The 18,036-nt window shown below is 56.0% G+C and carries 11 protein-coding genes and 1 rRNA gene; 9 read left to right on the forward strand and 3 right to left on the reverse strand.

The window, feature by feature from the left end; all coding sequences use genetic code 11:
- Positions 1-171 precede the first annotated feature (171 nt).
- The 5 genes from recA (at position 172) to ISF27_RS07140 (ending at position 5,238) form a co-directional block, all read left to right on the forward strand.
- Positions 172-1,353: a recombinase RecA gene (gene recA / locus ISF27_RS07120; RefSeq protein ID WP_194610508.1), complete on the forward strand. Its 1,182-nt coding sequence runs from the start codon at positions 172-174 to the stop codon at positions 1,351-1,353.
- On the forward strand, positions 1,350-1,982 hold the full coding sequence (locus ISF27_RS07125; protein ID WP_194610510.1) for a regulatory protein RecX: 633 nt from the start codon (positions 1,350-1,352) through the stop codon (positions 1,980-1,982). The genes recA and ISF27_RS07125 overlap by 4 nt, the downstream gene beginning before the upstream one ends.
- 209 nt (positions 1,983-2,191) lie before the next feature.
- Complete coding sequence (gene rny, locus ISF27_RS07130) at positions 2,192-3,736, forward strand: ribonuclease Y (protein ID WP_194610512.1); 1,545 nt, start codon at positions 2,192-2,194, stop codon at positions 3,734-3,736.
- Between the two features lie 99 nt (positions 3,737-3,835).
- Positions 3,836-4,648: a pyrroline-5-carboxylate reductase gene (proC, locus tag ISF27_RS07135; RefSeq protein ID WP_194610514.1), complete on the forward strand. Its 813-nt coding sequence runs from the start codon at positions 3,836-3,838 to the stop codon at positions 4,646-4,648.
- Between the two features lie 2 nt (positions 4,649-4,650).
- Complete coding sequence (locus ISF27_RS07140; RefSeq protein ID WP_194610516.1) at positions 4,651-5,238, forward strand: NUDIX hydrolase; 588 nt, start codon at positions 4,651-4,653, stop codon at positions 5,236-5,238.
- A gap of 190 nt (positions 5,239-5,428) precedes the next feature.
- On the opposite strand, the gene ISF27_RS07145 is transcribed toward ISF27_RS07140, so the two are convergent.
- Positions 5,429-9,688: a 2-hydroxyacyl-CoA dehydratase gene (locus tag ISF27_RS07145; RefSeq protein ID WP_194610518.1), complete on the reverse strand. Its 4,260-nt coding sequence runs from the start codon at positions 9,686-9,688 to the stop codon at positions 5,429-5,431.
- Between the two features lie 343 nt (positions 9,689-10,031).
- On the opposite strand from ISF27_RS07145, the gene ISF27_RS07150 reads away from it, so the two are divergent.
- Entirely contained in the window at positions 10,032-10,970 is a 939-nt protein-coding gene (locus ISF27_RS07150; RefSeq protein ID WP_194610519.1) for a rhomboid family protein, read from the forward strand.
- 14 nt (positions 10,971-10,984) lie between these two features.
- Complete coding sequence (locus ISF27_RS07155; protein ID WP_194610521.1) at positions 10,985-12,271, forward strand: diaminopimelate decarboxylase; 1,287 nt, start codon at positions 10,985-10,987, stop codon at positions 12,269-12,271.
- Between the two features lie 156 nt (positions 12,272-12,427).
- Here ISF27_RS07155 and ISF27_RS07160 read toward each other — a convergent pair whose 3' ends face one another.
- Positions 12,428-13,933, reverse strand: coding sequence for a UDP-glucose--hexose-1-phosphate uridylyltransferase (locus tag ISF27_RS07160; protein WP_194610523.1), 1,506 nt, complete (start codon positions 13,931-13,933; stop codon positions 12,428-12,430).
- Between the two features lie 140 nt (positions 13,934-14,073).
- On the reverse strand, positions 14,074-15,360 hold the full coding sequence (locus ISF27_RS07165; RefSeq protein WP_194610525.1) for a galactokinase: 1,287 nt from the start codon (positions 15,358-15,360) through the stop codon (positions 14,074-14,076).
- Positions 15,361-15,534: 174 nt separating this feature from the next.
- Between ISF27_RS07165 and ISF27_RS07170 the strand changes: the two genes are divergently transcribed.
- A complete protein-coding gene (locus ISF27_RS07170; protein WP_194610608.1) occupies positions 15,535-16,341 on the forward strand; it encodes an AraC family transcriptional regulator in 807 nt (268 codons plus the stop codon).
- A gap of 694 nt (positions 16,342-17,035) precedes the next feature.
- Positions 17,036-18,036, forward strand: a 16S ribosomal RNA gene (locus tag ISF27_RS07175); the annotation flags it as partial.

An 18,036-nucleotide genomic window follows, 5' to 3' on the forward strand; every position in this document is an offset into this window, starting at 1 on the left:
CCGGAGCATGGACAGAAGATGGAAAACGTGCTATATCTATAGTAACGATTTCTGTAATTTCTGGTGGTTCACCGATGATTCCGCGTTCTTGTTATTGACAACCTAGAAGGGAAAGTTTATGATATAAGCACAGAACGGATGTTCGATAGTTGTGCCGATGGAGGACAGATTATGGATAAAGATGACAGACAGAAAGCTCTGGACGCAGCGCTGACCCAGATTGAGAAAGCCTATGGGAAGGGCGCGGTCATGAAGCTTGGCGATTACAGCGCGGATATGACGATCGAGACGGTTCCGACCGGGTCGCTCAGCCTGGATATCGCATTGGGGCTTGGCGGTGTGCCGCGGGGGCGGGTAATCGAGATTTACGGGCCTGAGTCGAGCGGCAAGACCACGGTAGCGCTCCATATGGTTGCCGAGGTGCAGAAACGCGGCGGAATCGCCGGTTTCATCGACGCCGAGCATGCGCTGGATCCGGTTTATGCGCGGAATATCGGCGTGGATATTGACAATCTCTATATCTCCCAGCCGGATTCCGGCGAGCAGGCCCTCGAGATCACCGAGACCATGGTGCGCTCCGGCGCGGTGGATATCGTGATTATCGACTCTGTCGCTGCCCTTGTGCCGAAGGCGGAGATTGACGGGGAGATGGGGGATTCCCATGTGGGGCTGCAGGCCCGCCTGATGTCCCAGGCACTCCGGAAGCTGACCGCGGTGATCAGCAAGACGAACTGCATTGTCGTGTTCATTAACCAGCTTCGTGAGAAGGTCGGCGTGATGTTCGGCAATCCCGAGACGACGACCGGAGGCCGGGCGCTCAAGTTCTATTCCTCTGTCCGTCTGGATGTGCGGCGTGTCGAGTCCCTGAAGCGGGGCGGCGATGTGATCGGCAACCATGTCCGGGTGAAGGTCGTCAAGAATAAAATTGCCCCGCCTTTCAAGGAAGCGGAGTTCGACATCATGTTCGGCAGGGGAATCTCCCGGGAGGGAGATATCCTCGATCTGGCTGAGAAGAATGATATCGTGGATAAGTCCGGTGCCTGGTATGCCTACAAGGGGGAGAAGATCGGGCAGGGCCGCGAGAACGCGAAGCTTTATCTGGTGCAGAACCCGGATGTCTGCCGGGAGATTGAACTCAAGGTCCGGGAGAAGTACGGCCTTCCGGATGACGGCCTGGCAGCTCCGGCGAAGCCGGGAGATCCTTCGGCTGTAAAGAAGTCCGGGCCTGCGGACGGAAAAGTGTCTTCTGCGGGAACCGTCAGCCTTAAGCCGGCCGGCAGCGCGGCTGCCGCGGATCCAGCCTCCGGGATTTCCGGAAAAACCGCAGCTGACCGCGCAAATGGCACGAAATGACCGTCACGGCAGTTGAGCCGCTCGATAAGCGGAGAAGCCGCGTTACTCTTGAGGGAGAACAGGCTTTCGTGCTCTACCGCGGAGAGATCCGACGGTATCATATTGAAGCCGGAGGCGATCTCCCGGAGCAGACGTACCGGGAGATTGTCGAGGACGTGCTTCGGAAGAGGGCTCGGGAGCGGTCTCTGTATCTTTTAAAATCTTCCCCAAAGACCGAGACGGAGATCCGGAGAAAACTCCGTGAGGGGGGGTATCCGGAGAAAGTGATTGGGGATGCCTTAAGCTTTCTCCGGCGGTACCACTATGTGGATGACGAGGCCTATGTCCGCAATTACCTTGAAGTGAACAGAATGCGGAGAAGCAGGCCGGAGATGGCAGAGCGGCTCGCGGCAAAGGGAATTCCGCGGGAACTGGTCAGTGGGATTCTCGAGGAGGAACCCTGCGGCTCCGGAGAAGCGATCGCCGCGGTTTTAAGAAAGCGGCGGGTCACGCCGGATCTGGCGGATGAGGGGATCAGAAGAAGAACCGTCAATTATCTGATGCGGCGGGGATTCCGCTATGCGGAGATCCGGGAAGCCGCCCCGTGGCTCTTTGGTGGGCCGGATATGCCTGATGCGGGATTGGAATAGTGACCAAAATTTTCAAGGAGCGATGAGGGTTTTTCATACATTATTTTCTCACCGCGCTCTCCGAAAAGGGATCAAGAATGGCCGGAAAACAAGCATTCCGGCCATTTTTTGCATGGTTTCCGCTGTGCTTGACAGATAATCTCAAACCGTTTAAAATTAGTTTGTTGTATAATTTTGTACAATGAAAATTTAATAAAGGAGGTGCTCCTGTGTCACTGGTAATTGCTGTGCTTGTTACGGCTATCGTTGTAGCTGCGATTACCTGGGTGATCTCCGGCGAGGTTCGCAAGAGAAGATATGAAGCGAAAATCGGCAGTGCAGACGAGAGATCCCGGGAAATTATAGATGAAGCATTAAAAGTTGCAGAGACAAAGAAGCGAGAAGCTCTCCTGGAAGCGAAAGAGGAGTCTCTCAAGACGAAGAATGAGCTTGAGAAGGAAACGAGAGAAAGAAGAGCTGAGCTTCAGCGGTATGAGAGACGCGTACTGAGCAAAGAGGAAAATCTCGACAAGAGAGCAGAGACACTAGAAAAGCGGGAAGCAGGTATGTCAGCCAGGGAGGAAGCGATCAAAAAGAGAGCTGCCGACGTGGAGACGCTGTACGGGAAACAGCAGGCGGAACTGGAAAGAATATCCGGCCTGACGACCGATGAGGCGAAGGCCTACCTGCTGAAGCAGGTTGAGGACGATGTCAAGCATGACCAGGCCCGAATGATCAGGGAGATGGAAGAGCAGGCCAAGGAGGAAGCGGACAAGAAAGCCAGGGATTATGTGGTTACCGCGATCCAGCGCTGCGCCGCAGACAATGTGGCTGAGGCTACGGTTTCCGTTGTCCAGCTTCCAAATGACGAGATGAAGGGCCGTATCATTGGCCGTGAGGGACGCAATATCCGCACCCTGGAGACCCTGACCGGCGTTGAGCTGATCATCGACGATACGCCTGAGGCCGTGGTTCTCTCGAGTTTTGACCCGGTCCGCCGTGAAGTCGCGAGGATCGCCCTGGAGAAGCTGATCGTCGACGGGCGTATCCACCCGGCGAGAATCGAGGAAACTGTCGAGAAAGCCCGAAAGGAAGTCGAGAACAAGATGGTCGAGGATGGCGAGGCCGCCATGCTCGAGGTCGGCGTTCACGGAATCCATCCTGAGCTTGTTCGCCTTCTCGGAAAAATGAAATATCGTACAAGCTACGGGCAGAACGCGCTGATGCACTCGATAGAGGTTGCACAGATCGCGGGCCTTCTGGCTTCCGAGGTGGGCGTCGATGTGCGGATGGCCAAGAGGGCCGGATTGCTTCACGATATCGGCAAGGCTGTCGATCACGAGCAGGAAGGAACCCATGTCGAGCTTGGTGCTGCGCTCTGCCGGAAGTATAAGGAACCGGCAGTTGTCATCAACTCGGTGGAATCCCATCACGGCGATGTCGAACCGACCAGCCTGATTTCCTGCCTTGTCCAGGCGGCAGATACCATCTCGGCGGCGAGACCCGGCGCGAGAAGAGAGACGGTTGAGACGTACACGACCCGTCTTAAGAAGCTTGAGGATATCGCCAATTCCTATAAGGGTGTCGATAAGTCATTTGCGATCCAGGCCGGACGTGAGATCCGCGTGATGGTTGTCCCGGAGCAGGTGAGCGACGATGATATGGTTCTTCTGGCGAGAGAGATCTCGAAGAAGATTCAGGACGAGCTTCAGTATCCTGGCCAGATCAAGGTCAATGTGATCCGCGAATCAAGAGTTACGGAGTATGCAAAGTAAGAAAGAGAAAGCCTTGTGGAATGATGATCCACAAGGCTTTTTTAAACGAAGAAGGGAAAAGCATCGTATTGAATATAACACATGAGAGGAGAAAGATCTATGTATGAAATCGGTATCATCGGTGTCGGGAGTATCGGCAGCGCGATCCTGAAGAGTATTCTGAAGCTGTACCGCAAGGATCAGCTCACATTCACCAACCGCTCAGTGCGCAAGATCGAGAAGCTGCAGGCAGAAACCGGAGTGCAGCCGTCCTCGTCCAACCAGGAGCTGGCGGAGAACAGCAAGATTATCGTTCTCGCGGTTAAGCCGCAGGTTTACGACAAGGTTCTCGGGGAGATCAGGGGACATGTGACAGACGACAAGATCATCATCGTCATGGCTGCAGGAACCACGATCCAGAGCGTTACGGACCGCCTGGACGGACATAAGCGTGTTGTCCGCTGCATGCCGAATACGCCGGCGCTGATCGGCGAGGGGATGACCGGGGTGTCCTACGACCGGAATCTGTTCACGGAGACGGAGAAACAGACCATCTCCAATATTTTTGAATCCTTCGGCATGATGGAATTCCTCCCGGAGGATCTGATGAACGCGGTTACCTGCATCAGCGGAAGTTCCCCGGCGTATATCTACATGTTTATCGAGGCGCTGGCGGATGCCGCCGTCAAATACGGCATGCCGCGGGATATCGCTTACCGGATGGCCGCCAAGTCGGTTGAGGGGAGCGCGAAGATGGTCCTCCTGAGCGGCAAGCACCCCGGAGAGCTCAAGGATAATGTCTGCTCGCCCGGAGGGACCACGATCGCCGCGGTTGCGGTTCTCGAGGAGTATGGCATGCGCAACGCGGTCATCAAGGCTTCTGACGCCTGCTATGAGAAGTGCCTGGAGCTTGCCCATAAGAAAGAAGGATAATCATGGCTGGAAGATTTGTGGGAAATAATCGTATCGAAGGACCTCTGGATGAGTCAACATTCCCGGTAAAGCTGCTTAAGCGTGAGCTGGCACATAAAGGCAAGGTAATTGATGTCTATACGGACACGGTGGAGGTCAATGGCAATGTCACCAACTGGGATTTTATCCATCACAACGGCGCTGCTGCCGTGGTGGCGGTAAATGACGACGGGCGCCTGATGATGGTCCGCCAGTTCCGCCACGCACTCAGGCGTTTTACCCTGGAAATCCCCGCTGGCAAATTGGACGGCGACAAGGAGACCACAGAGAGCGCTGCCGCCAGGGAGCTTGAGGAGGAGACCGGCTACCGCTGCGACAGGCTTGAGTATCTGATCAGCCTGAATACCACTGTCGCTTTCTGCGATGAGGCGATCGATGTCTTCCTTGCCAGAAACCTGGTCAAGACGCATCAGCATCTCGATGAGGATGAGGAGATCAATGTCGAACTCTGGTCCGTGGATGACCTGAAAAAGAAGATTTTTGCCGGGGAGATCACCGATGCCAAGACGGTGGCGGCGATTCTTGCCTATGACGCGAAGATGCGCAGGTGACCTGGTGGATGGCATCATGCGAGCCGGTGAAAGATCAAGGATGACAGCTGAAAAAGGCACCGCGGTACGGAAATCCCCCTGAAGGGGACCGTACCGCGGTGCCTTTTTCCGTCAGCAGCTATCTGCCTGTGTTGATCGAATTGTGTCGGGTGTTTATTTTGCCCGGAATTTCCATTCAAGTGGTAACTGTTCAGGATATTTCTTTTGCCTTCAGCCGCTTCTGGGCGACGGCAAGCATCAGCTTAATCCGGTTCAGCTGATTGACCTCGCTCGCCCCGGCGTCGTAGTCGATGGCGACGATATTTGCCTCCGGATTCGTGCGGCGGAGCTCCTTGATGACACCCTTGCCGACAATATGGTTCGGCAGGCAGCCGAAAGGCTGCGTGCAGATGATGTTGGGAACGCCGCTGTGGATCAGCTCCAGCATTTCCCCGGTGAGGAACCAGCCCTCGCCGGTCTGGTTGCCCAGGGAGACATAGTGCTTCGCCATTTCCGCCAGGTTGGAGATTCTCGACGGCGGGTCAAAATGGCGGCTCTTCTCGAACTCGTGGCGGGAAGCGCGGCGGAAATACTCGAGCAGGGAGACGGTGATGTTGCAGAGTCTCGCTGTGGATTTCTTGCCGCCCAGATTTTCCGCCTTGAAATTGCTGTTGTAGAAGCAGTAGAGCAGGAAATCCAGGAGGTCCGGCATTACCGCTTCAGCGCCCTCGGATTCCAACAGGTCAACGACATGGTTGTTGGCGAGAGGGGAGAACTTAACCAGGATCTCGCCGACGATGCCGACTCTCGGCTTCTTCACATCGAGCCGCGGGAGCTCGTCGAAATCGTGGATGATGCCGTGGATGTTCCGGCTGAATTCCCTCATCGAGAGACCCTTCTTGCTCAGGGAGGCGATACAGGTCTTCTTCCACTTCTCGTGCAGGGCGTTCGCCGAGCCGGGAACCGCCTCGTACGGCCGGGTCGCGTAGAGACAGCGCATGAAGACGTCGCCGTACACGACCGCCTGGATGCCCTTTGCGATCAGCGGGATGGTGATCTTGAAGCCGGGCGTAGTCTCCATGCCGTTGGCGTTCAGGGAAATCACCGGAATCTGCGCCATGCCCGCATTTTCCAGCGCGCGGCGGATAAAGCCGATGTAGTTGGAGGCGCGGCAGCCGCCGCCGGTCTGGCTCATGATGATCGCGGTGTGGTCCAGGTCATACTCGCCGGAGAGCAGCGCCTCCATCAGCTGGCCGACGACGATCGTGGACGGGTAGCAGGCGTCGTTGTTGACGTACTTGAGACCCATGTCCACGGCGGAGCTCCCGTTCTTGTAGGAGAGCACCTTCAGGTTATAGCCCGCGCTCCGGACAGCCGGCTCGATCAGGTCAAAATGGATCGGGGACATTTCCGGGCAGAGGATCGTATAGGTCTTCCGCATCTCCTTGGTGAAGAGGACGCGGTGGTAGGAATCGCTTTCTACCGGGCGGCTGTAATGCTTCATCTCGCGGATGCGGATGGCCGCGATCAGCGAGCGGATGCGGATCCTTGCCGCTCCCAGGTTGTTGACCTCATCGATTTTGAGCAGCGTGTAAATGCGCCCGGAGCGGGAGAGGATGTCGTTCACCTGGTTTGTGGTCACAGCGTCCAGCCCGCAGCCGAAGGAGTTCAGCTGGACAAGCTCAAGCGTGGGCTGGGTCTTCACGAAACTGGCCGCCTTGTAGAGGCGGGAGTGGTACATCCACTGGTCGGTGACGATCAGCGGGCGGTCCACATGGCCGAGATGGGAGACGGAATCCTCGGTCAGCACGGCAAAGCCGTAGGAGGTAATCAGCTCCGGGATGCCGTGGTTGATCTCCGGGTCAACATGATAAGGGCGGCCGGCAAGGACGATGCCGTGGCGGTGATTTTCTTTCATCCACTGGAGCGCCTTCTCCCCGGCGTCCTCCATATCCTTCCGTGACTGGAGGAGCTCCTTCCAGGCGAGGTGGGCGGCGTGGCGGATCTCCTTCTCCGGAAGATTCCAGTCACTGCCGGTGAAATAATCCACCAGGCGGTTCGTCAGGATCTCCTCGTTTGTGAATGCCATGAACGGGTTGTCGAACCGGACGTGTTCCGTCCGGAGATCCTCGACGTTGTTTTTGATGTTCTCCGCGTAGGACGTCACCATCGGGCAGTTATAGTGGTTGCCCGCGTCCGGGGATTCGTTCCGCTCATAGGGAACGCACGGATAGAAAATGTGCTTGATTCCCTGCTTGATCAGCCATTCAATGTGCCCGTGGACAAGCTTGGCCGGGTAACATTCTGACTCGCTCGGGATCGTCTCAATGCCCAGCTCATAGATTCTGCGCGTGGACTGGGGAGAGAGGATCACGCGGTAGCGGAGATTCCGGAAAAATGTCGCCCAGAACGGATAATTTTCAAACTGGTTCAGCACTCTGGGCATACCGATGACACCCCGGTCGGCCTCCTCGAGAGGAAGCGGCGTGTAGCCGAACATACGGTTGAACTTGTATTTGAAGAGGTTTGGGATCTCCTCCCTGGTCTTTGCGATGCCGAGGCCGCGCTCACAGCGGTTGCCGGTGATATACTGGCGGCCGCCGTCGAACCGGTTGATGGTCAGCACACAGTGGTTGGTGCAGCCCTGGCATCTGGCCATGCTGGTCTGATATTTCAGCTTCAGGATGCTGTCGATGGGCAGCATGGAGGTTCCCTTTTCGGCGTCATAGCGCTCACGGGCGATCAGCGCCGCGCCGTAGGCTCCCATAATGCCGGCGATGTCCGGGCGGACGGCGTCCACACCGGCGATCTTCTCGAAGCTGCGCAGGACGGCATCATTGTAGAAGGTTCCGCCCTGGACGACCACGTGCTTCCCGAGGTCGGACGGGTTCGTCAGCTTGATGACCTTGAAGAGCGCGTTCTTGATGACCGAGTAGGCAAGGCCGGCGGAGATATCCGCGACATCCGCGCCCTCCTTTTGCGCCTGCTTGACGTTGGAGTTCATGAAGACCGTGCAGCGGGTGCCGAGGTCAGTCGGATTTTTGGCAAATAGCGCGACTTTCGCGAAATCCTGAACACTGTAATTCAAGGACTTGGCGAAGGTTTCAATGAAGGAACCACAGCCGGAGGAGCAGGCCTCATTCAGCATGACGCTGTCCACGGTGCCGTCCTTGATCTTGATGCACTTCATGTCCTGGCCGCCGATATCGAGGATGCAGTCGACGTCCGGCTCGAAAGCCGCAGCGGCGTAGTAGTGGGCGATGGTCTCTACTTCGCCCTCATCCAGCATAAAGGCGGATTTGAGCAGCGCTTCCCCATACCCGGTGGAGCAGGAGAAGGCAATTTCCGTGTCCTTCGGCATCTGCGCCTTGATCTCCCCCATCGCGCGGATGGCCGTCGCCAGGGGGCTGCCGTTGTTGTTGCTGTAAAAATCATACAGCAGGGTGCCGTCCTCGCCGACGAGGGCAAGCTTCGTGGTCGTGGAGCCGGCGTCGATGCCGAGATAGCACCGGCCGTGATATTTGGAGAGGTCGCCCTTCTTTACCGTATGGCGGGCGTGATGCTCCCGGAATTCGTCGTATTCCTGCTGGTTCCGGAACAGCGGCTCCATGCGCTTGATTTCGGCGTTCAGGCGGATGCCGCGGGTCAGGCGGCCGATCATCTCGTCGATCGGGACGGAATGATCAGCGGCTGCCATGTCCGCGTTCATTGCTGAGCCGATGGCGGCAAAGAGGTGGGAGTGCTCCGGGGCGATGACCTGGTCCGGCCCGAGGTTCAGGGTGCGGATGAAGGCGTTCCGAAGCTCGGGGAGGAAGTGGAGCGGGCCGCCGAGAAAGGCAACATTTCCCCGGATCGGCTTGCCGCAGGCGAGGCCGGAGATGGTCTGGTTGACCACTGCCTGGAAAATGGACTCCGCCAGATCTTCTCTTGTCGCGCCCTCGTTGATCAGGGGCTGGATGTCCGACTTGGCAAATACGCCGCAGCGCGCGGCGATCGGGTAGATCATTTTATAGTTTTTTGCGTACTCGTTGAGGCCGGAGGCGTCTGTCTGGAGAAGGGACGCCATCTGGTCGATAAAGGAACCGGTGCCGCCGGCGCAGAGGCCGTTCATCCGCTGGTCGATCCCGCCCGTGAAATAGATAATCTTCGCGTCCTCGCCGCCAAGCTCGATCGCGACATCTGTCTGGGGCGCATAGTCCTTCAGCGAGGTGGCGACGGCCACAACCTCCTGGGTAAACGGAACTCCGAGATTTTTGGAGAGGGCAAGGCCGCCGGAACCGGTGATGACCGGAAGAAGGCGGATATCGCCGAGCTTCTCCCGCGCCTCGCGCAAAAGCTCAGCCAGCGTCTCCTGGATGTTGGCAAAATGCCGCTTATAGTCGGAGAACAGAAGATGGCTGTCCTTATCAAGAATTGCGATTTTTACTGTTGTGGAACCGATATCGATTCCGAGGCGAAACACTTTCTGCATAAAACGCAGGCGGAAAGCCTGATCCCTCCTTATAAATAGACGCAACCGCCCGGAACTCTTTGCTGGACGGCTGCAGATAACCAGAATAATTTGAACCGACTAGAGTTTAGCATGAGAAAATCCGAAAGGCAATTTGCACCCCCGTTAAGAATATGTAAAGATTGCAAAAGATTTTGGCAAATCCGCACAATGATCCGGGTGGCGGTTTCCTGTTCGGTTTTCCCCACACATGCAGCTGAACAGCGGCTGTGGGTTTCTTCCCCCGCGGGTGCAGAACAAGAACAAATTGACAAGGAACCGGTGATTTCATATAATAAAGCCCAAAGAAAAAGGAGTTTATATAATGAAATTTCTCGATCAACTGGAGCGCCGTTTCGGCCGCTTCGCGATCCCGCGCCTGATGTACTATGTGACGGGACTCTATGCGCTGGGCATCATCATCAGCCTGGTGAATCCGCTGTTTTATGCTCAGTATCTGTCCCTCAACATGGAGATGATTTTCCGGGGACAGGTCTGGCGGCTCCTGACTTTTCTGATCTGCCCGCCGTCGTCCGGCATCCTGTTTAACCTGATTGCCATCTATCTCTACTATTCCCTCGGCCTGACCCTGGAGAATATCTGGGGGACGTTCCGATTTAACCTCTATTTCTTCCTGGGAATTTTCGGAGAGATTCTCGCCGCGGGGATTGTCTACATTTTCTTCGGGCAGACCGTGCTGTTGACCACCTTCTATCTGAATGAAACCATGTTTCTGGCCTTTGCCGTGACCTTTCCCGAGCAGGTGTTCTACTTTTTCGGCATTCTGCCCATCCGCGCCAAATGGTTCGCCCTTGTCATCGGGATCCAGTATGCCTGGGATTTCATCCGGGGAAGCGCGGCGTCCAGGATCTGCATCGCCCTCTCGATTTTGAATTTCCTGATTTTCTTCCTGCTTACCCGGGATTACAGCCGGGTGGATCCGAGGGAAATCGCCCGCCGGAAGAAGTTCCGCGATGCCGTCCGCCAGTCGAGGGAGATCCACGGGGAGGAGAAAGGGCGTGGCTTTTTCGGACATGGGGAGAAGAAGGAGAGGCGCGGCCCCGCGGAGATTGTGAAAATGCAGCCGCGCGACAGGCAGACACCGCTTCACCGCTGCGCCATCTGCGGACGCACGGAACTTGATGACCCGAATCTGGAGTTCCGTTACTGCTCGAAATGCGCGGGCAGCAGGGAATACTGCATGGATCATCTGTATACACATCGGCATGTGACGGAGGAAGACCTCCGGAACGGCAGAGGATGACAGGGAGGAAGATCATGGACAAGAAACCATTCGTTTCAGCGGAGAAACTGAGAGAGATCGCGCAGCAGTATCCGACGCCGTTTTATCTCTATGATGAGAAGGGCATCCTGGAAAATGCTGACCGGGTAAAGAGGGCATTTTCCTGGAATCCCGGGTTCCGCGAGTATTTTGCCGTCAAGGCGACGCCGAATCCCTACATTGTCAAAATGCTCACGGACGGCTTCGGCTTCGGCACGGATTGTTCCTCCCTCACGGAGCTCATGCTGTCGAAGGCAATCGGCGTACCGGGAGATCATATCATGTTTTCCTCGAATGATACGCCCGCTGAGGAATTTGCCTACGCGGCGAAGCTCGGGGCGACGATCAATCTCGATGATTTTACCCATATCCAGTTCCTTGAGGACACGATCGGGTATATCCCGGAGACCATCTGCTGCCGGTTCAATCCGGGCGGCCTGTTCAAGGTCAGCAATGATATCATGGACAATCCCGGTGATTCCAAGTACGGGATGACGGAGGAGCAGCTGTTTGAGGCTTTCCGGATTCTCAAGGGGAAGGGCGCGAAGAACTTCGGGATTCATGCCTTCCTGGCTTCCAACACGGTGACGGACGACTATTATCCGATGCTCGCCGAGATTCTCTTCAAGCTCGCTGTCCGTCTCGAGAAGGAGACCGGCGCGGATATCAAGTTTATCAACCTCTCCGGCGGCGTGGGGATTCCCTACCGCCCGGACCAGACGCCGAACGATATCTTCAAGATCGGCGAGGGCGTTCACCAGGTGTTCAATAAGGTCCTGATGCCGGAGGGCATGGGGGATATCGCGATTTATACCGAAATGGGCCGCTATATGCTCGGCCCCTACGGCGCCCTGGTGACCAAGGCGATCCACGAGAAACACATTTACAAGGAGTATATCGGTGTTGACGCCTGCGCGGTTAACCTGATCCGCCCCGCGATGTATGGCGCTTATCACCATATCACCGTCATGGGGAAGGAGGACGCGCCCTGCGACCACAAGTATGATGTGACCGGCTCTCTCTGCGAGAACAATGATAAATTCGCGATCGACCGGATGCTGCCGAAGATCGATATGGGCGACCTGCTGTTTATCCATGACGCCGGCGCGCACGGCTTCTCCATGGGATACAATTATAATGGAAAGCTCCGCTCCTCGGAGCTCCTGCTCTGCCGGGACGGCAGCGTGAAGATGATCCGCCGTGCTGAGACACCGAGAGATTACTTCGCGACATTTGACTACACGCACATTTTTGACGGCGTGCTGGAAGAACTGGGATATTGAATAAGGAAAAAGGGAGCTGCCACCCGGCCGGAGGATTACGCGTTGGCCGGGCAGCAGCTCCCTTTTTGCTTTTCTCTGTCTGTCGAGATACAGCCCCGCCAACGATGCCGACGGGGCTGTGTGAACGGCGGTCCGGGAAGGGACGGCCTCCGCGGGTTAGGAAAAATCATTGACCGCGGCGACGAAGCGGAGCATGGCACGCCCTCCGGCGTCGTTCATCTTGAAGACTCCGGCATTTTCCAGGACATGGCTGAACACGATGCCGGTCTCCTCTTTGAGGATGCTGTCCGCATTGTCCGCACAGAGCTCAGGATGGCGGCGCTTTACGTCCGCCGCCCAGGCAGCGTGTTTTGCGGTCTCGGTTTTCTGCGTGAGATCCGCGCCGGTGAGCAGGCCGTCGGCGACAAGCCGGAGCTCCTCCTTCAGGCGGGCTGGCAGGATGGCGAGCCCCATTACCTCGATCAGGCCGATATTCTCTTTCTTGATGTGGTGATACTCCGCGTGCGGGTGGAAGATGCCGAGAGGATATTCCTCTGTCGTCCGGTTATTGCGGAGAGCCAGGTCGAGCTGGAAATCGCCGCCTGCCCTCCGGGCGATCGGTGTGATGGTATTGTGCGGAATGCCGTCTGTCTCGGCGAGCACGCCGGCGCCGGGGTCGGAGTAGGTTCTCCAGCAGCGGAGAATCCTGTCCGCGAGATCGGCCAGCTTCTCCCGGTCAGGCGAGGTCAGGCGGATTGTGGTGACCGGCCAGTTGATCCAGGCGGCGCGGACGTCCTCATAGCCTCGGAAGGAGAGCTCCTTCCGCACGGATGCCCGCTCGATCGCGAACTGATAGCGGCCGCCCTGATAGTGGTCGTGGGCGAGAATGGAGCCGCCGACGATCGGAAGATCGGCATTGGACCCGATAAAGTAGTGCGGGAAGGTCTGGAGAAAATCGAACAGCTTTTCAAAGGTTTTTCTCTCGACTTTCATCGGGACGTGCCGGCGGTTCAGGGCGATGCAGTGTTCATTGTAGTAGCCGTAGGGCGAATACTGGAAGAACCAGGGCTGGCCGTCGATCACGATCGGGATCATGCGCAGGTTTTCTCTCGCGGGATGATCCATCCGCCCGGCATAGCCCTCATTCTCCCGGCAGAGCTGGCAGCGGGGATACACGCCGGCCTTTGTCTTCCGCGCCTCGGCGATGGCCTTCGGATCCTTCTCCGGCTTGGCCAGGTTGATCGTAATGTCCAGAGTGCCATACGGGGTCGCTGTCGTCCAGGCGAGGTTTTTGGCCGCCCGGTCAGTCCGGATATAGTTAATGTCCTTGCAGTACTGGTAGAACCAGTCTGTCGCTTCCTGCGGGCTCCCGGCGTACTTCGCGTGAAACCTGCGGATGACGGCGGAAGGGCGGTCAGTGAAAACTCCCATGATCTTTGTGTCGAAGAGATCCCGCTCTGTGACGGAATCCCCGCAGAGGCCGCGGGCTGCCGCTTCGGAAAGAAGATCAGACAGAATGTCCGCGAGCGGACGGATCTTTCCGGTAGCTTCGGGTTCCCCGGAAAATGTCTCCTCGCCGAACAGGCTGAGCAGCTGGTTTACCGCCCAGATTTTGTCCTCCCTGGCAATCAGATCCTTCCGAATGCCGTAATCCGCAAGTTCAAGTATCGTTTCCTCAAGCATGATGGCCTTCCTCCCTTGGCGCTGCATGGAAAATTGATGCGTGGATAATACCGGACATTCGCCCGGCGGGACAATCAGATGATGGTCTTTCCTGCCTGGCGGCACATCCGGGCGATGTCCTTCCCTGCCTGGCAGAACATTCAGATGACGGTTCCGCCTGCCGGGCGGATGTTCAGGCGGTAGCAGCTTCCTTTTCCGAGAACCTGCTCGATCTTCTCCTGAAATTCCTCCACCATATCCTGCGGGACAAATGCCTGGATAGTTCCGGCGAAGCCGCCGCCATGTACGCGGAAAGCGCCCCGGCCGTCCAGAATCATGTCGCAGAGGGCGAGAGCCGTGTTGACCGCCTGATGGCGGACACTGCCGGGAACCGCCGTGTTCTGGAGATACATCCAGGAGGAACGTCCGGATTCATTGACCAGCCGGAGAAATTCCGGATAATTGCCGGCTTTCACCGCGGAAGCTTCTTCTTTGGCGCGGATGTTCTCGCGGACAAAGTGGAAGGCGCGGAGGAGAGCACGGTCACCACACTGTTCCCGGATGGCTTTCGCGTTGACCAGGAGGTCATCCGCGGTGATGCCGCGGAGATGCTCTTTTCCGAAAAATGCCGCGACGGCATTCATCTCCGCCGGGATGGCGGCGTACTCGCCGGTCAGGTCATCGTGGCTGGAATGGGAGTCAATAATGCAGAGCTGATAACCCATATCGGCCATCGGCGGAATCTTTTCGATTTTCGGGTTCCGGGGATCCTGAAAGTCGATGGCGACCAGGCCTCCGACCGAGGAGGCGGTCTGATCCTGGAGGCCGCAGGGCTTGCCGAAGAAGACATTTTCCGCCTGCTGCCCCATTTTAGCGATTTCCACCGCGTCAAGGGCATCGCCGCAGAACAGATTGGCGAGGATGACGCCATTCAGGGTTTCAAATGCCGCGGAGGAGGAGAGCCCGGAACCGCTCAGCACGGAACTTAAACAGTACGCGTCAAAACCGTGTATGGCAAATCCCTTGGCCGCGGCAAGGCTGGCCATCCCGCGGATCAGCGCTGCCGAGGTGTTCTTTTCCGTCTCCTGCGGCTTGAGCTCATGCAGATCGACGCTGGTCATGCCGTAGCCTTCCGAATAGAAGCGGACGGTCTCAGTGCCATTCGGCGCAGCCGCGGCGATGGTATCGAGGCTAACGCTACCGGAGAGGACGCAGCCCTGCTGGTGGTCGGTATGGTTGCCGCCGATCTCTGTGCGCCCCGGGGCACTGTAGAGTCCGATATTTCCGGATGGGTTGTCCGGGAAAATTTCTTCAAATTTCGCGGCGGCTTTCCGGAACCTGTCCGCGTATCCCGCGGTTTCCCTGACGTGGCAGCCGTAGACTTCACGGATCCGCTGGTCAAGCCTGCCGTCAGCGATCATTTTGTCGATATCCTTACGTTCAAACATGCAAAATACCTCCCCCTTGTGGGCATCGTGAATCCATGATTACTTTTACTATAGCATCCGGCGTTCGTTTTCTATATGTATTTCTGAACCGTTTCTATGGAAGAATGTTGGGAAATGCTGAACATTTACAAATGTTGTATACTATAAGAAAGCTTCAGAAGGGTGGACAATGTGATGCTGAAAAATTCCTACAAGGCCAAGGCCCGCGATCTGGCGGCGCTTACCGTCTATAATACCGGATTTCAGGAATGCCCTCCGGGCTACCAGTGGGGGCCGGGACAGCGGGACCACTATCTGATTCACTATATTATTTCGGGAAAGGGAACTTATGCGGAAAATGGACAAACCTACAGCCTCACAGCCGGAGAGGCATTTCTCGCGAGGCCGGGTGCGGTCATTACCTACAGGGCTGATGAGGGGAACCCGTGGAATTACTGCTGGGTGGGGTTTAACGGCATGGATGCGGGGGTCATTCTGAACAGCAGCCTGTTTTTCGAATCGCCGGTGATCCGGGTACCTTTTGGGAATGAGCTGCAGCAGAAGGTCAGCCGCATGTGGGAGCTCCGGGGCAGCGGGTTTGCGAGCAGGATCCGCATGACGGGAGCACTCTATGATTTTCTTGCCCTTTTTGCGATGGAAAATGAGCAGAAGGACAGCCACGGATATTTTGATCGGGCGGTGGATTATATTAGAAAGAACTATTACTCCTACACCTTGTCGGTGTCGGATATCGCAGGAGCTCTCTATATCAATCGTTCCTATCTCTATACGGTCTTCAAGGAGAGCTCCGGGATGTCCCCGAAGGAGTATCTGACCAAATTCCGTATGCAGCAGGCAAAGAATCTTCTTGAGCACACTGATCTTGGCATCGCGGCGATCTCCTATTCTGTCGGCTATGCGGATAATCTGTATTTTTCCCGGGCGTTTCGCAGTGAGACCGGAATGTCTCCGAGTGATTATCGCAAAAAGCTGATGATATAAAGCAGGAGAACAGCATTTTATCGCATGGAGGGCATGATATTAAGAAAATCTTCATAATTACTTGCGCCCGCCTTCAAGCATTTTTACCGGCCGCGTGCTATACTTTAGGCATAAAAGAAATGCCTACAAAAAGTAATGTTGCACACATTCTTTTGAAATCCTGAATCCTGAGAAAAATCCCGCCGACGAACAATGGCGGGATTTTTCTTGCCATCAGGGAGTCTGCGTGCCTGCGGTGCTTGGCCACCTGCCGTGGGATACCCCGCCAAACTGCCTGCAAGAAATCGTTTTGCGGGGCATCCCCCGGCAGGTGCTGAACACGGACAAATTGTATTTGAAAAGTTAAAAATTCCGCTTGACTTCCTATGGGCATAGTGCTAAGATACATCATGCCGCGAGCGAGTGCGGCAAACGAGTGGCCGGTCACTTATGGGTCACTTAAAAATTTCAAAAAGCTGTTGACAAGCGGGCAAGAAAGTGATAACCTATAAAAGTTACAGCTCCAACGTAACAGCAACGGACATTGAAAACTGAACAGTATATAGAACCCTGAAAATTCCAAGAACAGCAGGCGATAAGGTAGAGCCTGCGGCCTTCATCGGAAGGCCAAAGTTCAAGAGTTTTCAAGAACAAACCTAAAACAGTAATTACGGTTAAGAACGACAGATGTTGATCTTCAACCGGATCAAACTTTTAACGAGAGAGTTCGATCCTGGCTCAGGATGAACGCTGGCGGCGTGCCTAACACATGCAAGTCGAACGGAGTTTGCTTGATGAAGTTTTCGGATGGATTTGAGTAAACTTAGTGGCGGACGGGTGAGTAACGCGTGGGTAACCTGCCCTGTACCGGGGGATAACAGCCAGAAATGGCTGATAATACCGCATAAGCGCACAGCTCCGCATGGAGCAGTGTGAAAAACTCCGGTGGTACAGGATGGACCCGCGTCTGATTAGCCAGTTGGTGAGGTAACGGCCCACCAAAGCGACGATCAGTAGCCGGCCTGAGAGGGTGAACGGCCACATTGGGACTGAGACACGGCCCAGACTCCTACGGGAGGCAGCAGTGGGGGATATTGCACAATGGAGGAAACTCTGATGCAGCGACGCCGCGTGAGTGATGAAGTATTTCGGTATGTAAAGCTCTATCAGCAGGGAAGATAATGACGGTACCTGACTAAGAAGCCCCGGCTAACTACGTGCCAGCAGCCGCGGTAATACGTAGGGGGCAAGCGTTATCCGGATTTACTGGGTGTAAAGGGAGCGCAGACGGCTGTGCAAGTCTGAAGTGAAAACCCTCGGCTCAACTGAGGAATTGCTTTGGAAACTGTATAGCTGGAGTGCTGGAGAGGTAAGCGGAATTCCTGGTGTAGCGGTGAAATGCGTAGATATCAGGAAGAACATCAGTGGCGAAGGCGGCTTACTGGACAGCAACTGACGTTGAGGCTCGAAAGCGTGGGGAGCAAACAGGATTAGATACCCTGGTAGTCCACGCGGTAAACGATGAATACCAGGTGTTGGGGAGCAAAGCTTCCCGGTGCCGGCGCTAACGCATTAAGTATTCCACCTGGGGAGTACGTTCGCAAGAATAAAACTCAAAGGAATTGACGGGGACCCGCACAAGCGGTGGAGCATGTGGTTTAATTCGAAGCAACGCGAAGAACCTTACCAGGTCTTGACATCGATCTGAATGGGGAG

It is taken from the genome of Clostridium vitabionis (assembly GCF_015351765.1).
In the GTDB taxonomy this organism is placed as follows: domain Bacteria; phylum Bacillota; class Clostridia; order Lachnospirales; family Lachnospiraceae; genus Clostridium_R; species Clostridium_R vitabionis.

Excerpts from the sequence above, each read along its gene's own strand:
- recA (WP_194610508.1), top strand. The coding sequence starts at position 172 with ATGGATAAAGATGACAGACAGAAAGCTCTGGACGCAGCGCTGACCCAG.
- ISF27_RS07125 (WP_194610510.1), top strand. The coding sequence starts at position 1,350 with ATGACCGTCACGGCAGTTGAGCCGCTCGATAAGCGGAGAAGCCGCGTT.
- proC (WP_194610514.1), top strand. The coding sequence starts at position 3,836 with ATGTATGAAATCGGTATCATCGGTGTCGGGAGTATCGGCAGCGCGATC.
- ISF27_RS07140 (WP_194610516.1), top strand. The coding sequence starts at position 4,651 with ATGGCTGGAAGATTTGTGGGAAATAATCGTATCGAAGGACCTCTGGAT.
- ISF27_RS07145 (WP_194610518.1), bottom strand. The coding sequence starts at position 9,688 with ATGCAGAAAGTGTTTCGCCTCGGAATCGATATCGGTTCCACAACAGTA.
- ISF27_RS07150 (WP_194610519.1), top strand. The coding sequence starts at position 10,032 with ATGAAATTTCTCGATCAACTGGAGCGCCGTTTCGGCCGCTTCGCGATC.
- ISF27_RS07155 (WP_194610521.1), top strand. The coding sequence starts at position 10,985 with ATGGACAAGAAACCATTCGTTTCAGCGGAGAAACTGAGAGAGATCGCG.
- ISF27_RS07160 (WP_194610523.1), bottom strand. The coding sequence starts at position 13,933 with ATGCTTGAGGAAACGATACTTGAACTTGCGGATTACGGCATTCGGAAG.
- ISF27_RS07165 (WP_194610525.1), bottom strand. The coding sequence starts at position 15,360 with ATGTTTGAACGTAAGGATATCGACAAAATGATCGCTGACGGCAGGCTT.
- ISF27_RS07170 (WP_194610608.1), top strand. The coding sequence starts at position 15,535 with ATGCTGAAAAATTCCTACAAGGCCAAGGCCCGCGATCTGGCGGCGCTT.